This window comes from Natronolimnobius sp. AArcel1 (genome assembly GCF_011043775.1).
GTDB lineage: Archaea > Halobacteriota > Halobacteria > Halobacteriales > Natrialbaceae > Natronolimnobius.
On the sequence record NZ_JAAKXY010000007.1, the window covers coordinates 109012 to 125354 of the forward strand.

A 16343-nucleotide genomic window follows, 5' to 3' on the forward strand; every position below is an offset into this window, starting at 1 on the left:
CCCCAGAATGGGGTGCAGAACTGAACAGTTTAATAAACTCACAAGTTAGCGGGGCAGAAGCACTCTCAGAGGGTCGAGGAGAGGATATCCCACAATTTGATCACTTCGATCCAGACGCAATTCGCGCAGCGGGTCAGTCAACTGATTGATCTGCAGATTTTATCGCTGCGTTTTGGGGTGCAGGGCTGTACTTCGTAGGAAAGACGACCCAACGAATGGTTGCAACCGATATCGACGTTCGTGAGACCGAAGCCATGATGATTATCTACGCGCTCGAACCAGCGCTGACTGTTGGTCGGACGCATGATCCGTTCTTCGAGCATCTGTTTCCAGATGTCCACGATCAGATGGATCTTTCTTCGCTTCAAGACATGGAAGACCTGGAAAACGAGGTCAATACAGTACGTGACATTGAATGAGTCAGTAACCTACGACTGAAGTCGTGGGCTTCCTCCTTGTATTTCTGTGAGTCGATTTCCTGCCAGGTCTTTCTTGACGCAGTAGTATGCGGCGCTGTCACAAGTAGGGATAGGAATTATAATTCTGTGGGTACAACGTATGTACGAGTGAGTGACCAATGGGAACAACGCGAGTCAACTTTCGGCTTCCAGAGGAACTACTCGAGAAGGCCGATGTTGCGGCTGAAATAACACATACAAACCGTACAGAAGTCATCAAGAAGGCACTACAGCAGTATTTCGAAGAGGTTGAAGATGACGAGCGGTTTAATGAAGCACTCATTGAACTCTATCTTGATGAGAAAATCGGCTTCGAAACCCTGAAAGAGTTCGTCGGTCGGCAAGATGCTGAAGCCGTTCAGGCTTCGAAAGCTGTTCTTGAGCAGGGAGATGACCTAGCAGACGAACTTGCAGATCTCGAGTGACAGGGCCAGGAATGATCATTATCGATACAAGCGCGTTCATCTCTTTAGCCACAGCAGACTCGGTAGAGATGGTTCTCGAGGAATACGATGTCCAGACAACCGAGACGATACTCGAGGAATTAGTGGAAACAGCAGAGTATGACGATGTTCACGGTCGCGCAGCAACGGCTGTTCTCGAATTGAAGCATGAGTATACTATTCATGCCACCTCCGAGCCAGCACTCGAGACGTCTCGAGTCGATAGTGGTGAGGCGAGTTGCGTCACCCTCTGTCGAGAACTTTCAGCGGATTTTTTGATTATTGATGATCTCAGAGCGTTACCTGAACTCCAGAACCTGACCGATGCACAGGTGGCGATTTCACCGATTATGTTGAACGCATTGGTTAAACGGAACCGGCTCACAGAAAGAGAGGCAAAGAGGAGGGTCGAAACACTGGCTGAAAATCGTGACTGGCTAGAATCGCCGATTTACCGGCGAGCACAAGATTTGTTTTCTGCGTAGTTCATATCTCGGTCCTTGTTTGTGAGGTAGTCTCATTGCACCCTTGTCTTCAACACAGGAGCGCCCTTTTATGCGGTTATGGACTGCCCTTCATGTGGTGGGTCGGTCACGCTCGAGACTGGACCGGGCCGGCCGCTTTCGACATCAGTTGCCAGCGCTATTCTTGCGGCCGATGAAGATGAGCAAATCGTGATTACACAGAATTGTTGGAACTGTGGATGGTACGAAGAACGCTACATTCGAGTTGAGTCACTCGAGACGACCGAGGGAGATGATGTGGCCATCAAGCGAGCTGCCCTCATTGACGAGATCACCGATGAACTCACAACAATTGATAGTCTGGCGACGCTTGAAGATGCTCGTGCTGAAATCCGCCGACAGCGCCGGCTCGAACCATCTTCGAAGGAATCTACGGACAAGACACGCGATAAGTAGGTATGACCGATAGTGACGCCCTCTACAACGTTCGTGAACGAACTGGGAATCCCACCATGGGATTTCAGGCCGAGCGGTTCGACTCTACGGTTTTAAGGCGCATATGTTCCACACGTCTTCAGTGAGCATATTGTTGCATAGTAGCGAATCGATATATAAATCACTCCGGTATATTGCAACATATTCTGTTCACCCAAGACAAGTAATTTACACGGCGAAGTCACGACTGTTCGGCATTCCACGACTTGCTCTCTCGTGATAACAAGGAGTGAGAGGTCATCGATGCCTACAACGAATCGTATCCTCAATACTGAGAGGCAACTTGATCCTCTGGTTCATTGTCATGGATCATGGAAAGCAGTCAAACGATCTGACTTGTGGCGAACTGTTTTACCGATGGAAGGCTATTACTCAAGTATGGGAGTCTACGCTGACGACGTAGACGAATTTGCTCGTACCGACGACGAGGACGAAGACAACGATAAGCCATCACTTGGTGAACGACTTCAGGGACTAGCCAGCGAACTTGATATTGATTCAGTCGTTGAGGTCCGGGACCTTCGTGAACGGACATGAAGCTCTTTCTCGAGACCAATATATTCACCGCAGCAGTACTGATGAACGAGGATGTCAGTCACTTCGCGAATCCGGATTGAACGATAGCTCGATAACCTCTCCAGCCTCGAGTTCTGTTTGATCCAGCAATTGGAGGAACTGCTCACCCTCTCCGCCGCTCAGTACACGAGCCTTGACCGTCTCCTCGGACTGCTCGAGTTTTGCATCGATAGCGTCGAGTCGAGCGAGGAGTTCGGCCTCGAGCGACTGTTCTTCGAGTGAATCAGTCTCAGTCACCGACTCTTGTTCGCCAGCTGTGACGGCATCGGAACTCGTGGATACATATGGGTCTGCCGCAGTCCGGGCAAACGTCGCCTTGAGGGCGTCGAGGTTAACGCCTTCGGCCTCGAGAGTGATCGGTTCGCGTCGGGTGACATCCAGTGTGGTATCAGCCTCGAGAGCGTGTTCCTGTAGCGCTTCCCACTGGCGTCTTCGAATCCGAGTTGCAGTTTCCTCCGCGATCCACCCTGGGGCATTCCAGCGTCCATCTTCGTAGAGTCGGTGGACATCCTGGTCGTTTGTTCCCCAGGTGAAACACCGATCGAAGCGACGTTGAAACCGATTGAGTGTACCACCTCTCGCGTGCTTGATCACGACTTCGATTGGAGCAAGTGAACGGACGACGTCATCAATCGTCTCGAGTGACGGATGGTTGGACAGTCGAACCGACTGTGTTGTACACTGGGTGTTCGGGACGCCGTCGTTGTTGTCTGTCGCGAGTTGGATGAACAGTGCCCCTGGATCGGCGCCAATCGCCTCGAGCAGTCGGCGGGAACTCCCGGTCGTCGGCGCCTCTGGACCGGTGATCGTCACGCCTCCGTCTTCAAGCACCTCATTAGGTCGTTCGAACACTTCGTGGGTCGTAACGCCTGGGTCGTCGTACTCGAGTGCATTGTACAGTTTAGCAGCCTGCCCGACGAGGGTGATGGGCAACTCACGGTCGAGTTCCGCGACGACCTGGGCGAGTATCGTCGCGTAGTGGACCCCCGTGAGCGAACTCGTTGCGACTACGACTTGCGACCCAGCAAACGCACGCTCGAGTACCGTCTCGAGTGACTCGTTGAGGGCGGTCGTATACTCGTCGTCGCTCGAGACGTTCAACAATACACAGTCGATATCGAACGGGTAGGATGTCTCGAGTCCGGGATGCCCGGCACACGGTCGCGTCGTGAAATCACCGGTGATGAGGAGGTGTTGGTCACCAGTAAAGGGGTCGTCACTCGAGTTCTCGTCGCGAAATCTGAGTACGAACCCAGCTGCACCAGGCGTGTGTCCGGCCGGGATAGGTCGAACCTCGAGCGTGGGAAGGATCGACATCCACTCATTGATTGGATTGAGCGCCTCGAGTGCTACCGAGATATCGCCAAGGTCGTTGTCCTTCTGGGCTTCGGGGAGTGCCTGCTCGAGAACCGATGCTGTTGCTGGTGGGGTGTAAATTGGGGCGCTGTGGTGAACGTTTCTCGCGAGCGTTCGGTAGTGATCGATGTGGGCGTGAGTAAGCAAAATGGCGTTCAGATACTCGTCGTCAGCGAGCATTGATTCGACATCGACATTGTCGCCAGCATCGACGAGAACACACGCACGCGTTCCATCCTCGGCAGTAAAACGCAGGAGCGTCGACTCGTTGCCGCTGTGAACGTTCGCATGTTGGTAGGAGACACGCATACGTGGAGATAGCTTCTATTCAGAGTTGCAGGAAGTTCAGCTTTTAGGTTGGATGGGTTAGATATATGGGACTGTCAATCGCTTTCTGGCAACCAGTGCTTCAGTAGTGCGTTTAGTGTGGAGGGGCTCTGTTGAAACCCTCTCCTTTAGAGACTTATTCACATGAATCTACTGCACACTACACGCGCAAACTGAACATGAAGGGTTATACACAATTGCCATCTCTCTGTTCATATGAGAAGGCGGGAGTTCGTTGCAGTTGGCTGCTGTTCTGTTTGTGGAATTAGTGCCGGCTGTCTCGATGAGGACGACTCTGATTCTGTCCCCGAGATTGTTAGCTTAGAAGTTCGAAACGATCAACGGGAAGAGAATCACGAGTTTATCGTTCAAATTGAGGACGAAGAGGGAACCGTGTTCGAAGAGATATATCATCTTGAAGCAGCCGATCCGGGCGAATCCGCCATCGCGCTCGAAGATCCCGTCGAGCCGGGAGCATATACCGTCCGGGTTGAGGCTGATGAGCACTCCGTGACTGTTGATACGTAAGACCGTGTCACAGACGATCAAACGTGTATCCGTTTGCAATTCTATCTAAGTTCTGAAACCCTCCATAGTGAATATCAATTGTACGACCAATGTGAGTGACACTTGAAATGTAGACGGATTCACAGGGTGTTACTGTTCATCCGAACGTTAGGTGTACTATGTACTGGTCGTTAGATGGCTCGGTCAAGATTGTGGACGATACACGCAAGGGCGAGTTCACGAAACTGCTTCCACCAGCGTCGTGAACGAACGAACGCAACGTATTTTCGCTTGAGTCGAGAGTTCACCGTTTCACTCTGGCTCTGTTGGCCGCAGAGTTCAGTCTCCAACCGAGCGTTCCACGCTTTCTGCAGTGAGGAAAACTCACGGTGTTTGATCAGCGGACGAACTCCGTTCTCGCGGGCCATCCGCCGAATTTGCTGATCATCGTATCCCTTGTCTCCAAGCAGAACTTCGATTTCAGATGCGTTTCGGTTGATGAGTGATGGGGTGATGTGGATATCGAGGATAGCGTTCGCTCTGGTATCGACTAAGAGCGTGACTTTCAGTTGCTGAATCGTCAGCTTCGTCCGTTTCGTGTAGTGTTTCGAGGCGTGACTGCGGTCAAACCCTGAGGCGTCGATCCCCGTAACACCGTTAGTTGGGAGCAGTGACACAGAGAGGTTGAGAAGCACTCGCCAGACGGCCATATCGAGCCGGTCAAACGCTTTGCATAGCGTTGACGGCGCAGGGAGTTCGGTGAGGTTGATCGCACTTCGAATGCGGGGCATTTCGATGAGTTCGTCGAGGAGTGTATGATACGTTGTGTTCTTCCGAACTTTGAGACAAAGGAGAACGATGTGCTGATGGAGCGTGTAGCGTTGTTTCGAGAATTTCGAAGAGTATCGAGCTACAGCACGTTGTGCTAGCTGAAATGCTTCCTCGACAAATCGGAGCAGTCGTGACTTCGGGAGAGTCTGAATTCGGTCACACTACTGGCCAAACGTGTATCTTCTCAAGGATTTCAACAGAGCCTGTGGAGGTAGAACTGAGTGATGAATCGAAGAGAAGGGGGCTAATCTGTCTCTCAGGTCAGCAATCTTGATACGAATTGATCGATGGCGGATTGAATCCTCCAGAACTGCCAATTTCGAAGCGAACGATGACACACAGTTCATCACCGTCCGCATGTTCTGTCGTGTCGATTTCCTGTTCACCGTCAGTGGTGACGGCTCTGACGAGATAGCGACCGGAACTATCGACAGGGGATTTCTCGCTGATCTCCGATCCAGGCTCAACAGTATACGTCTCCGAAAAACGAGTTTCTTCGCTCTCAACGACGATTACGTCGATTTCTTGCCTCTCACTGTGGCGGTTCCGAACAGAAATTGCATCCAACATCGGCTCTGCTGGTTCGTCGTAAGGAGACATACAACCAGCCATACCGAGAAAAGAACCGCCAACCATCGCCAAGAGGGCACGTCTCTGCATACAGGTTCTTCTCTTTCTTTAACCAATACTTTTCTGATGATTGATCTGAGTTCTAACAAAGAATTTCCGTTCGCGACAGACAGTTGCTGAGCGGCATAACTTAGCAGAAGTCGAGTTCCACAAACGAACTGTCATGCTGCACTGACCCTCTGTATGCAGCACGACACGCGAAACTTATCACGACTTGAGGATTTCAACAGAGTCGGGTGAGACTACCAATCCCGATCTGACAACTTCGTCGACAGACGTTCAAGCCGTTCCTGTGCAGACTCTTTGCGAGATTGCGTCTCATCAGGACAATATTCGGCTTCACAGAACTCGCCTGCTTCAACAGCAATCTCGAGAGCGGCCCCTTCGTGTTGAGGCTCTGGTGGCAGCTTCGTTACGTCGACGTCGAACTGGTCGACGGTCTCGCCGTTCTCCTCGAGTAAAAGCACTGCTGTTTGTCGCCCCCGGGAGGGGAGCGGGGGTTCGACTGAAACCACCGCAGAAACCCATGCGAACAAACAACGTAGCACCAGCATCGCCAGACGCTGAGACGACTCGGTTACTGAAGCGAGGTATCGCTAGATAACCAATCGCAACGAGTGTCGACTACCGACCTGTACGAGACTTACCCGCAGTCAAGCGGGATATGCTGGCCGGTTCTGTTCGGACAGCTGTGAAGTCCGTTATGAGCATCTGCAGGCAGACGCCCGAGATGTGTCTCAGGAGGATGCGTACTGATGCTCGAACAGATTGATCATCGAGGCAAGCGCTTCACGATCAAAGATGACGACATCGGCGACGAACAGAGAATTGAGCGCCGTCGACGGGAAGATACCCTCGAACGACAGGCCCAGCGAGAACTCCGCGAACTTGAGCGTGCGAAAACGGTCGCTGGGCCAGCCGGTGCAAATCCCGACGTCGAGGTACTCAACCGATGACGCTGAGCAGTTCGCTCACTGAACTGGGTGCCACCGCAGATGCGTATGCTCGGCTCGATCCTGAGCACCGCAACAGCGGGGAGTAAGCCAAGTACTCAACCTAGCCGCTCGTCGGAGGTAGACTCTTTGTATCTACCTTTGAGTTGGGCATCTTCTGCAGTTCTGAAGAAGAGAGACTGATCTTAACCAACAGCTCCGAGTGGTATCCCCAACTTGTTGGTTAACACTCGCGGAGCTAGACCTTGTTCTACCACTTCATCTGCTACCAACATACCTGTCTTCCAGCGCGGGTGGACGGCCGCTCGCGACGCCTGTGAGGAGGGAACGTAAATGCAGCAGATCCTCTCCGGATGTGACTTCTGCGATGCACTCCCCAACTCTGATCTGGGCGAAGCCCATACTTGAGGGACGGACGAACGGGTCACTCACCCGATCTGCGTCGATTGTGAGATCCAGACACAGCCAGATCCCGACGAGCACAACCACCACGCCTGTGACGAGTGCAGACTCATCGTCGACACACTCGCAGCACTCACGCGGTTTCGAGTGGAACTCGGTCACTTGGGAGGACCACTGCAACTGTGTGCGCAGTGTAGTCCCGGTGGACCAGCCACGTACTGGACTCGCGACCTCGAGGAGAATCTCGTCGCGTCGCCGGAGGAGTGACCCCAAACACTCTTTACTGTTTCACTGTAAACTGTAATCAAGACCAAAGTCATGTCACGTACCTCAAACCGATCCAACGGCGACGTCATCCGCGACTTCCTCTCGGTCGCGGACCTGCTTGAGGAGCCGCAACTCGCTCAGCTGTATGCGTATATCGATCAAGAGGAGGAAGTGACCGTCCAAGAGATGATGGACGCTCTTGGCCTCGCGCAGGGGACAGCATACACCTACGTCAACCGGCTGGTTGACGCTGGCGTCCTCGAGGCGACGACTGACGAGCAACCACGGACGTATGTCGCGAGCGATATCGACCTGACCGTCACAGTTTCCGATGGGACTCGAGAATACACGATCACGCCAGCGCTCATCGATGCCGTCGGACGTCGCACGACCGACGATGATATCGATACATACATCGATCGGCACGGAATCGCGGGCCTCGCGACGGCACTCACCTATACTGTCGACCGGGAGCAGGGGGAGGTCACCCATCGGCTGATGGCTCGTGATCTCGATATCTCGCCGCTCGCCGCCGAAATCATCCTGCAGGCACTTCGACCGATCGTCCACGAACACTTCGATATCGAGGAGGCAGGCGCGTCGGTCGCGGATATCGAGGATGCTGACCGGGACATCGCCGGCGACGACGCGTGAACGCCATCCATATAGCTGATACCGGTCTGTTCGTCGCGATGGGGAAACCGTCGAACCGTCGGTATCAGGTCGTCCGAACGTTTGCACGCCGGAACGACATGACGTTCGTCCTCCCGGAACGTGTCTACGACGAACTGACCGTCAACGCGCCCGACGTCGAGACACCGCCGGTCGACACGGCAATCGACGAAGGGTGGGCACGAGTCGCGGAGCCGTTGGAGTATACGAACGCGCTCGTGTCACGGACGATGGACGGTGTCCAGCGGTACATCGCGAACGCTGATGACCGCCCTGCCGACGAGATCGAACGTGCAGATCCAGCGCTCGCCGGGGTCGCCGCCCAAGCGTTCGTCGACGAGACCGCTGGCCACGCTTACATCTACACGACGGATACCCTCGCTGGAGAAGGGGCTGAAAATGTCTTCGCCAGTGAGGGCTACGGTGATTCGGTCACGTACGTGAACGGCTTCCGCTTCGTCGAAGATCTTCTCGAGTAAGCCACTCCTCGTTGGGTCCGCACACCGGTCACTGCGGAGCAAAATTCGATATCAGCCCGCCAGCGATGGCCGTTACCGTCTCGAAAGCCCTCGGCCGTTAGCTCGGGAGAGTTTGCTCTCCCGTTGCTCGACATCCCGCGACCCACGCTGCGCTCCTCGTACCTGCGGTGCTTGCGGAGTCGGGGGACGACCGAGACAGCCTCGCCCTTTCTGATTCCACCAGGATCTCGGCTGTGTCACTGAGCGTCGAACCCGGTTGAACAGGTTCTTTGTTACGGCACGCCCCGCTCGTCGCTTCCGCCCTCCGCGTGCTCACGGCTCACTGCGTTTGCCGTTCGCCTCGAGGCGCTCCCTTTGGTCGCGCCTCGCTTCGCTCGCGACCGACCATTCCGGGCGGGCTTCCGCTCCAGTAGGTGCGGTTCCTGCCGGGCATCTGGTTTCGACGCCAGCACCAAGCTCGCTTTCGGTTGCGTCTCGCGTCGCCAAGTGCTCGCTCGACGGACACGAAACCGGCTTGTGTGCTGGCCGCTCGCTTCGGGCGGGTCGAACGCGCGGTGCTGGTTGAGTACTGTCCAGAGGCGCTCTCGCTCGCGCCCCAGGGGACGCGAGCGAAGGCGCGAGCGAGAGCGCACAGATAGATGAGTCGGCCGATGTCGAGAGCCACGGCTGGAGGGTCATGGTGTCGAAAGAAGACGCCGAGTGAGCGCCTTCGGTGTAACTACAATGTCTAGTACAAACTCAACCAGTAAGGTCGTTTCGGTGGATGAACAGGCATACGAACAGGCGGGGGCTCAAGAGAGCGAGAAAGACGTCGTCGACGAGACCCCGGAGTTCCGGGCGACGGTCGAGATGGAGATTCAGGCGAAGGTCGATGCAAACCACCCTGACGGGATCGCCGATACGAGTGAAGAACGGATCTACGGTGCAACCCTAGCTCAAGAAGAGCGCATTCGGGCTCGAGAGGAGGAACTCGAGCGAATCAGTGCCCAGGCCGAGTTCGGTCAGCAGAAGGGGCGGGCGTGGCGAACCCGGAAGGAAATTGAAACGATGCGTCGTGAGCAGCGACGGTCGGAACAGCAGATCGATCCCCGTGAAACACTCGAGTGTGAGCAGTTGGCGAAAGTTAATCGGCAGGCACAACGGTTGGCCGACGACGTCTGTGGTGGGTACAGTCGAGCAGTCATCGCGAAGCGAATTGCGAGTCGCATCCTCGAGGGATCGGCGCTGTTTGAGGCCGTGATGGAGACGAAAGAGGAGTTATTGCACGAGGCAGGAACGGTCGTTCCAATCGGGAAACTCGAGGAGGTCAATCGCGGCGAGGTCAGCGTCGAAGGTCGTGTGATCGAACTGTGGGAGCCAGCCTGCTCGAGTCAACAACAAGTTGGTCTGCTCGAGGATGAGACGGGGCGGACGAAGTTCACGATTTGGAAGGCAAGTCGGCAGACGAAGGTTCGAGAGGGTGAGCGAGTTTGGTTCAGGGCGGCGGCGAAGAACTGGTTCAATGGTCGGTGTTCGATTGCGCTCACTCGATGGTCAGAGATCCAGTTCCCAGAGCGCGGTCAGTGGTGGGAATAGCCGGTTAAGACCCTTTTTTGCTGGTGAAAAGTCACCGCCACCTCCCACCACCTCCACGGTCCGGGCTGCTCACGGCGCCAAGGCGCCGTTGTGCTGCCGGGCTTTCGCTACTTGAAGTTCGAAGTGGCGGTCGGATAGTAGTTGTATCGTCACGAGGGGAGCGTGGCGAGTAACCTAAGTAATCGACGTGAGTTTTGCTGAACAGAATGCCTCCGGATTGGATTGCTGAGCTACGGCCGTTACTCAAAGACGGGGTCCAGAATATTATTGAACGAAATGGAGGTGCCATTGTTGACCCGCCACTGCAAACACTCCACGAACTTGGCTCAGGTGGACTTTTTGAGAGTACAACAGAAATCGCTGTCCCAGTCTCGGGTCGTGATTTTGACCAACAACGTATTTTTGAGAGCTGTTATAACGGCGAGTTTGAGCACGTTGCACGTCGTATCTATACCCACCTTCCTGAGCCACCAGCGGACAGTGGACACTCAAACGCAGCATATATTGAGTCGATAGAACGTGGATTGTTCGAATTTGTCGGCATCGTACTGAACTATGCTGGCACCACAGGCTTTGACGAGGCCGCGTTTGATGCTGCGTTCACCGAACAGTTCGAACCTCGAGTCACAGACCGGGAATACGCCCGGTATCTGCTTTGCTTGAAAAATACGACTATCGAACCAGACGTCAAGGTCGACCTCAACACCGCTATTCAGGGGGAACCAGATTACCTCGGACCCTATGGTGTCGACTCTCTTCGGATTCGATCGCTCGATGAACTGGAAGAGTCCGGTATCGCAACGTATGAGTCTCCCAATACGGATGTCTTTGAGCCGATTGAATCACTTGATACCAGTCGACCGAATGCTGCAGTCGAGATCGTCCTCCGGCGTCGTCGTCCCTATGCTGAGATCACTCGAGAGTTCGACAACAACCACGTTACACCATGGGATAATCTTGAGTTCAATGCGAGCCCGATCGATGTCCGATCGTGGCAACAACTACTAGCCGTTGTGAGATACATTGCAACAGGTGTCCGTCGGTGTCTGCGACTCCTGTACCCGGAAGGGACTGTGGGTTTTGAGACTGGCTACCATGTTGTCCCAGGGTGGGAGACATATCGTGGCTTCTCCACACCAGTTACCTTCTCGATTGACTTTGATTGTCCGCGTTCGACAGTTGGAACGCATCTCACGGCAGATCGTGGAGCCGCGATAGCGCAGTTTTGGCAGAAGTACAAAGACCAGTTGACACCCCAAGACGACAAGTTCCAGAATCCACTCACTCGGTTCGAGCGAATGTTTAGTCGAGATACTCTCGAGGATCAAGTGGTCGACTGTGCTGTTGGCTACGAAACAACGCTACTGAAAGGTGGATCCCCAGGAGGCAACAAGTATCGGCTCGGCGTCCGAGCTGCAGTTCTTCTTGGAGAGCAGAACTCTCAGGGGTGGACACCCGACCGTATTGGACAATTCTTCCGAACGGTGTATGAGTATCGCAATGTCGTAGTCCACGAAGACAAGCCATTACCCGATGAACCAAGTGAAGGTGAGCGTATTACGGTTGGTGACGATGAATTGTTGGCATCAACGTTCCTCGTTTATGCCCGCGAACTCTATGCTGATGTGATACGGACCTATCTCGAGATCGTGGCTACGCATGATGAGTCAATTGATGGCGTCAACAAACGTATCGACAATGCTGTTCTTTGTTCTGGAGATGAGTTACGTGAAACACTCTTTTAGAAGGCAGGAATTGGTTTCGAAATTTCTCGAGTGTGGTTGCTAAAATGTCCTCGAATGCGGCACAGTCAATGATTACATGTGGTGTAATGCGTTATATTGAGTATACCAATCGATTTTGAAGTACGATTGCCGCTATCGGACGAACGCTTGTTGGATTGAATCCTTTGAAAGGATCGCGAAATGTACTGTGTTCGGGTTTCTGACTTGTTTGGTTGAAGAATCAGCCCAAGTCTTTGATGAAACGCGTGTAGTTAACTCGAGAATGGGCGATATCACGTCTTTAATCCTAAAACGACTCGTCCGTTCTCAGTGTAGTTTCAACCGTGAACGCCGTAGTACATTCCCCACGTTCAAAATTCCAAATCTAATTTGTTTCCTTAGGTGTTTTCGGGACTCGAGGCCGAGTCCTGAACAGTATAGCAGTCACTGCAAGTCAATACACACCTAATCCCACGACAGCTATGTGATCAGTGTGTAACTAGTAGTGTCACGGGAGATCTTCAGTCACATCGATAAGATCATCCTCGGTTTGCCAGCGATACAGCCGACTGTTTGTGTCGAACAATTCGAAGACACCGTCTTGCATCCAACCAAATGGGTGGGTTTCATCCTCATACTCCCGCTTGAGGACGTGACTCTTCGAGTAATACTCAGTCGTACCGACAAGAAGTCCCTGTTCGACGAGAAAATCACTTGGTTCTTTCTCAGCGATGCCGACGAGGTAGGTCACGATATCAGCAATTAGACAGAATTTCTGGATGCTGTTGTCCCACTCCCCACGAATGTCGACCATTCGGAAGGCATACGCATCTTGACGGCGGTTGAGACGGTCAACTACCAAGTTCAGTCGACGAATTGGCTCTCGATCATAGTTTCCGAGCACAAAGTACGATCGGTCGTTCTCGTAGACCGGTGTCAACTCGCTCAAAGCATGGAGAATTTCCTCGTTGTTAGCCAGGGAGATTTCATCCTTATCGAGTTGATCCTTCGCATTTATAAGAACCTCTTCAGGGACAGGCGACTCTTCGTCGGACATGTACGCCCCTTCTCAATAGGATGAGATATGTTTTAGGAAGTAATTTACTGGGTTAGTCATATCCTTGTTTATCTGCGAGTAATTTACCTGGGGGTAAACTACTTACACTCAGAACGCGTCCCCTTCCATATGAGCACTGACCTTGGGGCTGCAAAAGGGGCCAAACCTCGAGAACTAATCCACTTTGTGACCCAGCAGACGCGGTTTGCACTCATCAACAACATCCTCCAGCACCCCAAGCAACTCCCCTCGATGTACGAACTCGAGGAACTCAACCCCAGCGTGAGCGATGCGACTGTCTATAAACACACCCAGAAACTCATCGATGCTGGTATTGTCAACGAAGTCGCGCTAGAAGACGACCAGCGCCGGCAAGGGTATCCCTGGAAGTTCTACGGCCTTACCGAAGAGGGACGAGACTTCCTTGAGGAGCACAACCTGCTCGCTGCCGAGGAGACCCTCCAGCAGATCTACGAGACTATCTCCGACAAACCAGAGAAAATGGTCAAATACGAGAACGTACCACGTCCCGACGAAACGTAGCTAGTCACACTTTTCGTTCATAGAGGAGATGGAGGTCCATTCTGGGACAAAAGACTGAATCGCCTTATTCGCTCTCGAGGACCGTCTCTGGGGCCAGGTCGGTAATCCGTTATATGCAGTATTCCAATCAATTTGGAAGTGTGGTTACCGCTACTGGGCAAGCGAGTTCCGGAAGCGCGCTCGCTTGATTGAATCGGTCTGATAAGGTCGTGGAAGGGACCATGTTTCGTTTTTAAACTTTTTGATAAAGAGCCAGCCCACTTAGTCAGTCAAGAAAGAATTTATCGGATATAGTGACCGAGATTGCTGCTTACTGACGCTCGAGGAATCCAGGTGCGACGCGACAGCCACATGGGCTGACTCGTGCTTCAGTCGGTCCAGTCACGACTTCCATGGTCACTGGCGAGCCACAGCGTGGGCAGTTGGTCTGTGAGGTTCTGCTCGAGTCGCCTGTGGAAGTGCCGCTCGAGCGTTCAGTTACTTCTGAATCAGGACCATCATTCCCGTCGCTGTCTGCAGTTGTGGGACCGGTATCTGTCTCGTTAGCCGCGAGTTCGTCGCTCACATCCATCGCGATCACCGAACACAACCGCTGTCTTCTGTTGGGACAGTCGGTGCAGAGAGCGATGGCATTGCTGGTGCTAGTCGGTACAACCGTCGTGCGGGATGTTTATATCCCGGTAGAATGAACGGAATCATGCTTGCAAATCCCCGGGTAGGGATTTGGAAGCCCGTCTCGGGTGTCTGAGCACCCGGGGCATTTCGTACCCCCTGGGAGACCGACTTCCATTCTACTTGTTGTGCTGTTGTAACATATATCTACTGATGAAGTGTGTGTAGTTAACTCGAGAATGGACGATATCACGTCTTTGAACATGAAACGATTCGTCCGTCCTCAGTGTAGATTCAACTTTGAACGCCGTAGTACATTCCCCACATTCAAAATGCCAAATTGAATTTATTTCAATTGGTCTCTTGCAAGACATACATCGCGAATGTCGCACACCATCTGACTCGATTTACAAAAGGTAGTGATCGGCCAGTACAGGGGCTTCTTTGAGCACACAAAAAGCAAAACTGTGATGTGACTCGGATATGCATTATTCCTAATGTCATCACTTCTAATTGCGGGAGGACATGTTCTGCGTCCCGATATGACGGTCTCTCAGGCAGATGTACTGATTGATCAAGATAGCGGTTTAATTGAGAAGATTGGCTCTGATCTTACAGCAGAGAACACTCTCCAGGCCTCAAACTCGCTTGTGACTCCTGGTTTTGTTAACGGACATTCTCATGTTCCAATGGTATTGCTTCGAGGGTATGCAGATGATAAGTCACTGGACCGCTGGCTTGAAGAGGATATTTGGCCAGCTGAAAGCACAATGACCGCAGACGATGTTCATACTGGAGCAAAACTCGGCTTGTTAGAAATGATCAAGTCTGGAACAACTGGATTTGCGGACATGTACTTCCATGTGCCCGAAATTGTTGATGCGGTCAATCAAGCTGGACTGCGAGCTCTACTGGGTCACGGAATTGTAACGACTGGGAAGGACGCTGATAAAGCATTAGCAGATGTCGAGAAAAGCCTTGAGTTCGCACAAGAGTATGATGGTGCGGCAGAAGGGAGAATCTCAACTGCGTTTATGCCACATTCTTTAGTCACTGTGGGGGGTGAATACCTTAAGGAGTTCGTCCCTCGGGTCCGTGAAGCAGGTATTCCAATTCACTATCATGCTAATGAGACTCTGAACGAAGTCACACCAATAGTAAATGATCATGGTATTCGCCCACTCGATTATGCCACAGATCACGGGATGTTGGAACCACAAGATTTCGTCGCCCATGGAGTTCATGTTGATGAGCAAGAGATCAACCTCTTAGCTGAGGCGGGAACAAGTGTGATCCATTGTCCGGCATCTAATATGAAGTTGGCCAGTGGTATGGCTCCAATCCAGCGTATGATGGATGCAGGAGTGACGGTCGGTCTTGGAACAGATGGTGCAGCTGCAAACAATGACCTGTCATTATTAGATGAGGGTCGTGATGCTGCAATGCTCGGTAAAATTGCTGCTAATGACGCGAGTGCTGTTCCCGCAGAGACGGTAGTTCAAATGATGACTCAGGGAAGTGCTTCAGCACTGGGCTTTCATTCAGGAGTGATTGAAGAAGGAGAGCCAGCTGATTTAGCCGTCATTGATCTTGCGAAGCCACACTTGACGCCTCGAAATGATTTGGTAAGCCATCTAGCTTACTCGGCAGCTGGAAGCGATGTGAAGCATACGATCTGTGATGGACGAATCCTCATGCGTGACCGTGAAGTGCTAACTCTCAAAGAGAAATCGATTGTAAAACAAGCACAACAGACTGCCAGTTCAGTAGTCTCTCGCGTTTCAAGCTAATGTTCAGTACGCATCTGTAGTGAATAGATGAGCACCGTTTCCAGAGTGGAACAAACTGAATCGTCGTGTTGACTACATCCTCGACATTTTGCACGAGAATTCTGTCAAGATTCGATGCTATCCGCCTATTGATGGAGCGCTAAACTCAGAAATAGAGGTCTGAAGCACCGCTCAGCTTGCAT

19 protein-coding genes and 2 pseudogenes are annotated in these 16343 nt (G+C 52.7%); 14 read left to right on the top strand and 7 right to left on the bottom strand.

Annotated features, from left to right (window positions below; translation table 11 throughout):
• Positions 1-161: 161 nt before the first annotated feature.
• The 5 genes and pseudogenes from G6M89_RS20425 to G6M89_RS20445 all read left to right on the top strand — a co-directional run.
• Positions 162-419 (top strand): annotated as a pseudogene (locus G6M89_RS20425) (hypothetical protein); the annotation flags it as partial.
• 158 nt (positions 420-577) lie between these two features.
• Complete coding sequence (locus G6M89_RS20430) at positions 578-883, top strand: ribbon-helix-helix domain-containing protein (protein WP_054862002.1); 306 nt, start codon at positions 578-580, stop codon at positions 881-883.
• A gap of 11 nt (positions 884-894) precedes the next feature.
• Positions 895-1386 carry a hypothetical protein gene (locus tag G6M89_RS20435; protein WP_165163751.1) on the top strand — a complete coding sequence of 164 codons (492 nt, stop codon included), beginning with the start codon at positions 895-897 and terminating at the stop codon, positions 1384-1386.
• A gap of 78 nt (positions 1387-1464) precedes the next feature.
• Positions 1465-1821, top strand: coding sequence for a hypothetical protein (locus G6M89_RS20440; RefSeq protein WP_165163752.1), 357 nt, complete (start codon positions 1465-1467; stop codon positions 1819-1821).
• Between the two features lie 417 nt (positions 1822-2238).
• Positions 2239-2397 (top strand): hypothetical protein, encoded by a 159-nt coding sequence (locus G6M89_RS20445; protein WP_165163753.1) that lies wholly within the window; start codon positions 2239-2241, stop codon positions 2395-2397.
• Positions 2398-2451: 54 nt separating this feature from the next.
• Here G6M89_RS20445 and G6M89_RS20450 read toward each other — a convergent pair whose 3' ends face one another.
• Entirely contained in the window at positions 2452-4101 is a 1650-nt protein-coding gene (locus G6M89_RS20450; RefSeq protein WP_165163754.1) for an MBL fold metallo-hydrolase, read from the bottom strand.
• Between the two features lie 234 nt (positions 4102-4335).
• Between G6M89_RS20450 and G6M89_RS20455 the strand changes: the two genes are divergently transcribed.
• Positions 4336-4647 (top strand): hypothetical protein, encoded by a 312-nt coding sequence (locus G6M89_RS20455; protein ID WP_241175477.1) that lies wholly within the window; start codon positions 4336-4338, stop codon positions 4645-4647.
• A 170-nt stretch (positions 4648-4817) separates the two neighbouring features.
• Here G6M89_RS20455 and G6M89_RS20460 read toward each other — a convergent pair whose 3' ends face one another.
• The 3 genes from G6M89_RS20460 to G6M89_RS20470 form a co-directional block, all read right to left on the bottom strand.
• A complete protein-coding gene (locus tag G6M89_RS20460; RefSeq protein ID WP_165163787.1) occupies positions 4818-5609 on the bottom strand; it encodes an IS5 family transposase in 792 nt (263 codons plus the stop codon).
• Between the two features lie 109 nt (positions 5610-5718).
• Positions 5719-6057: a hypothetical protein gene (locus tag G6M89_RS20465; RefSeq protein ID WP_241175478.1), complete on the bottom strand. Its 339-nt coding sequence runs from the start codon at positions 6055-6057 to the stop codon at positions 5719-5721.
• Positions 6058-6329: 272 nt separating this feature from the next.
• Positions 6330-6554: a DUF3006 domain-containing protein gene (locus tag G6M89_RS20470; protein ID WP_343162666.1), complete on the bottom strand. Its 225-nt coding sequence runs from the start codon at positions 6552-6554 to the stop codon at positions 6330-6332.
• Positions 6555-6842: 288 nt separating this feature from the next.
• On the opposite strand from G6M89_RS20470, the gene G6M89_RS20475 reads away from it, so the two are divergent.
• From G6M89_RS20475 to G6M89_RS20490, 4 genes and pseudogenes are all read left to right on the top strand, one after another.
• Entirely contained in the window at positions 6843-7043 is a 201-nt protein-coding gene (locus G6M89_RS20475; protein WP_165163757.1) for a hypothetical protein, read from the top strand.
• A 330-nt stretch (positions 7044-7373) separates the two neighbouring features.
• Positions 7374-7709, top strand: a pseudogene (locus tag G6M89_RS22480) (hypothetical protein).
• Between the two features lie 51 nt (positions 7710-7760).
• On the top strand, positions 7761-8363 hold the full coding sequence (locus G6M89_RS20485; RefSeq protein ID WP_165163758.1) for a winged helix-turn-helix domain-containing protein: 603 nt from the start codon (positions 7761-7763) through the stop codon (positions 8361-8363).
• Positions 8360-8860, top strand: coding sequence for a hypothetical protein (locus G6M89_RS20490; RefSeq protein ID WP_165163759.1), 501 nt, complete (start codon positions 8360-8362; stop codon positions 8858-8860). The genes G6M89_RS20485 and G6M89_RS20490 overlap by 4 nt, the downstream gene beginning before the upstream one ends.
• A 312-nt stretch (positions 8861-9172) precedes the next feature.
• On the opposite strand, the gene G6M89_RS20495 is transcribed toward G6M89_RS20490, so the two are convergent.
• Positions 9173-9346 carry a hypothetical protein gene (locus G6M89_RS20495; RefSeq protein WP_165163760.1) on the bottom strand — a complete coding sequence of 58 codons (174 nt, stop codon included), beginning with the start codon at positions 9344-9346 and terminating at the stop codon, positions 9173-9175.
• Between the two features lie 237 nt (positions 9347-9583).
• On the opposite strand from G6M89_RS20495, the gene G6M89_RS20500 reads away from it, so the two are divergent.
• Both G6M89_RS20500 and G6M89_RS20505 read left to right on the top strand, forming a co-directional pair.
• The gene (locus G6M89_RS20500; protein ID WP_165163761.1) at positions 9584-10435 is read left to right on the top strand and encodes a DNA-binding protein; all 852 of its coding nucleotides are present in this window, start codon (positions 9584-9586) and stop codon (positions 10433-10435) included.
• Between the two features lie 524 nt (positions 10436-10959).
• Positions 10960-12180 (top strand): hypothetical protein, encoded by a 1221-nt coding sequence (locus G6M89_RS20505; protein ID WP_241175480.1) that lies wholly within the window; start codon positions 10960-10962, stop codon positions 12178-12180.
• A 487-nt stretch (positions 12181-12667) separates the two neighbouring features.
• Here the strand turns inward: G6M89_RS20505 and G6M89_RS20510 are convergent, their stop codons facing one another.
• On the bottom strand, positions 12668-13216 hold the full coding sequence (locus tag G6M89_RS20510; protein WP_165163763.1) for a hypothetical protein: 549 nt from the start codon (positions 13214-13216) through the stop codon (positions 12668-12670).
• 129 nt (positions 13217-13345) lie between these two features.
• Here G6M89_RS20510 and G6M89_RS20515 point away from each other — a divergent pair, with 129 nt between their 5' ends.
• Complete coding sequence (locus G6M89_RS20515) at positions 13346-13759, top strand: MarR family winged helix-turn-helix transcriptional regulator (protein ID WP_165163764.1); 414 nt, start codon at positions 13346-13348, stop codon at positions 13757-13759.
• A 310-nt stretch (positions 13760-14069) separates the two neighbouring features.
• Here the strand turns inward: G6M89_RS20515 and G6M89_RS20520 are convergent, their stop codons facing one another.
• Positions 14070-14324, bottom strand: a complete 255-nt coding sequence (locus tag G6M89_RS20520) for a hypothetical protein (protein WP_165163765.1) — start codon at positions 14322-14324, stop codon at positions 14070-14072.
• 544 nt (positions 14325-14868) lie between these two features.
• Here G6M89_RS20520 and G6M89_RS20525 point away from each other — a divergent pair.
• Complete coding sequence (locus G6M89_RS20525; protein ID WP_165163766.1) at positions 14869-16161, top strand: amidohydrolase; 1293 nt, start codon at positions 14869-14871, stop codon at positions 16159-16161.
• Positions 16162-16343 lie beyond the last annotated feature (182 nt).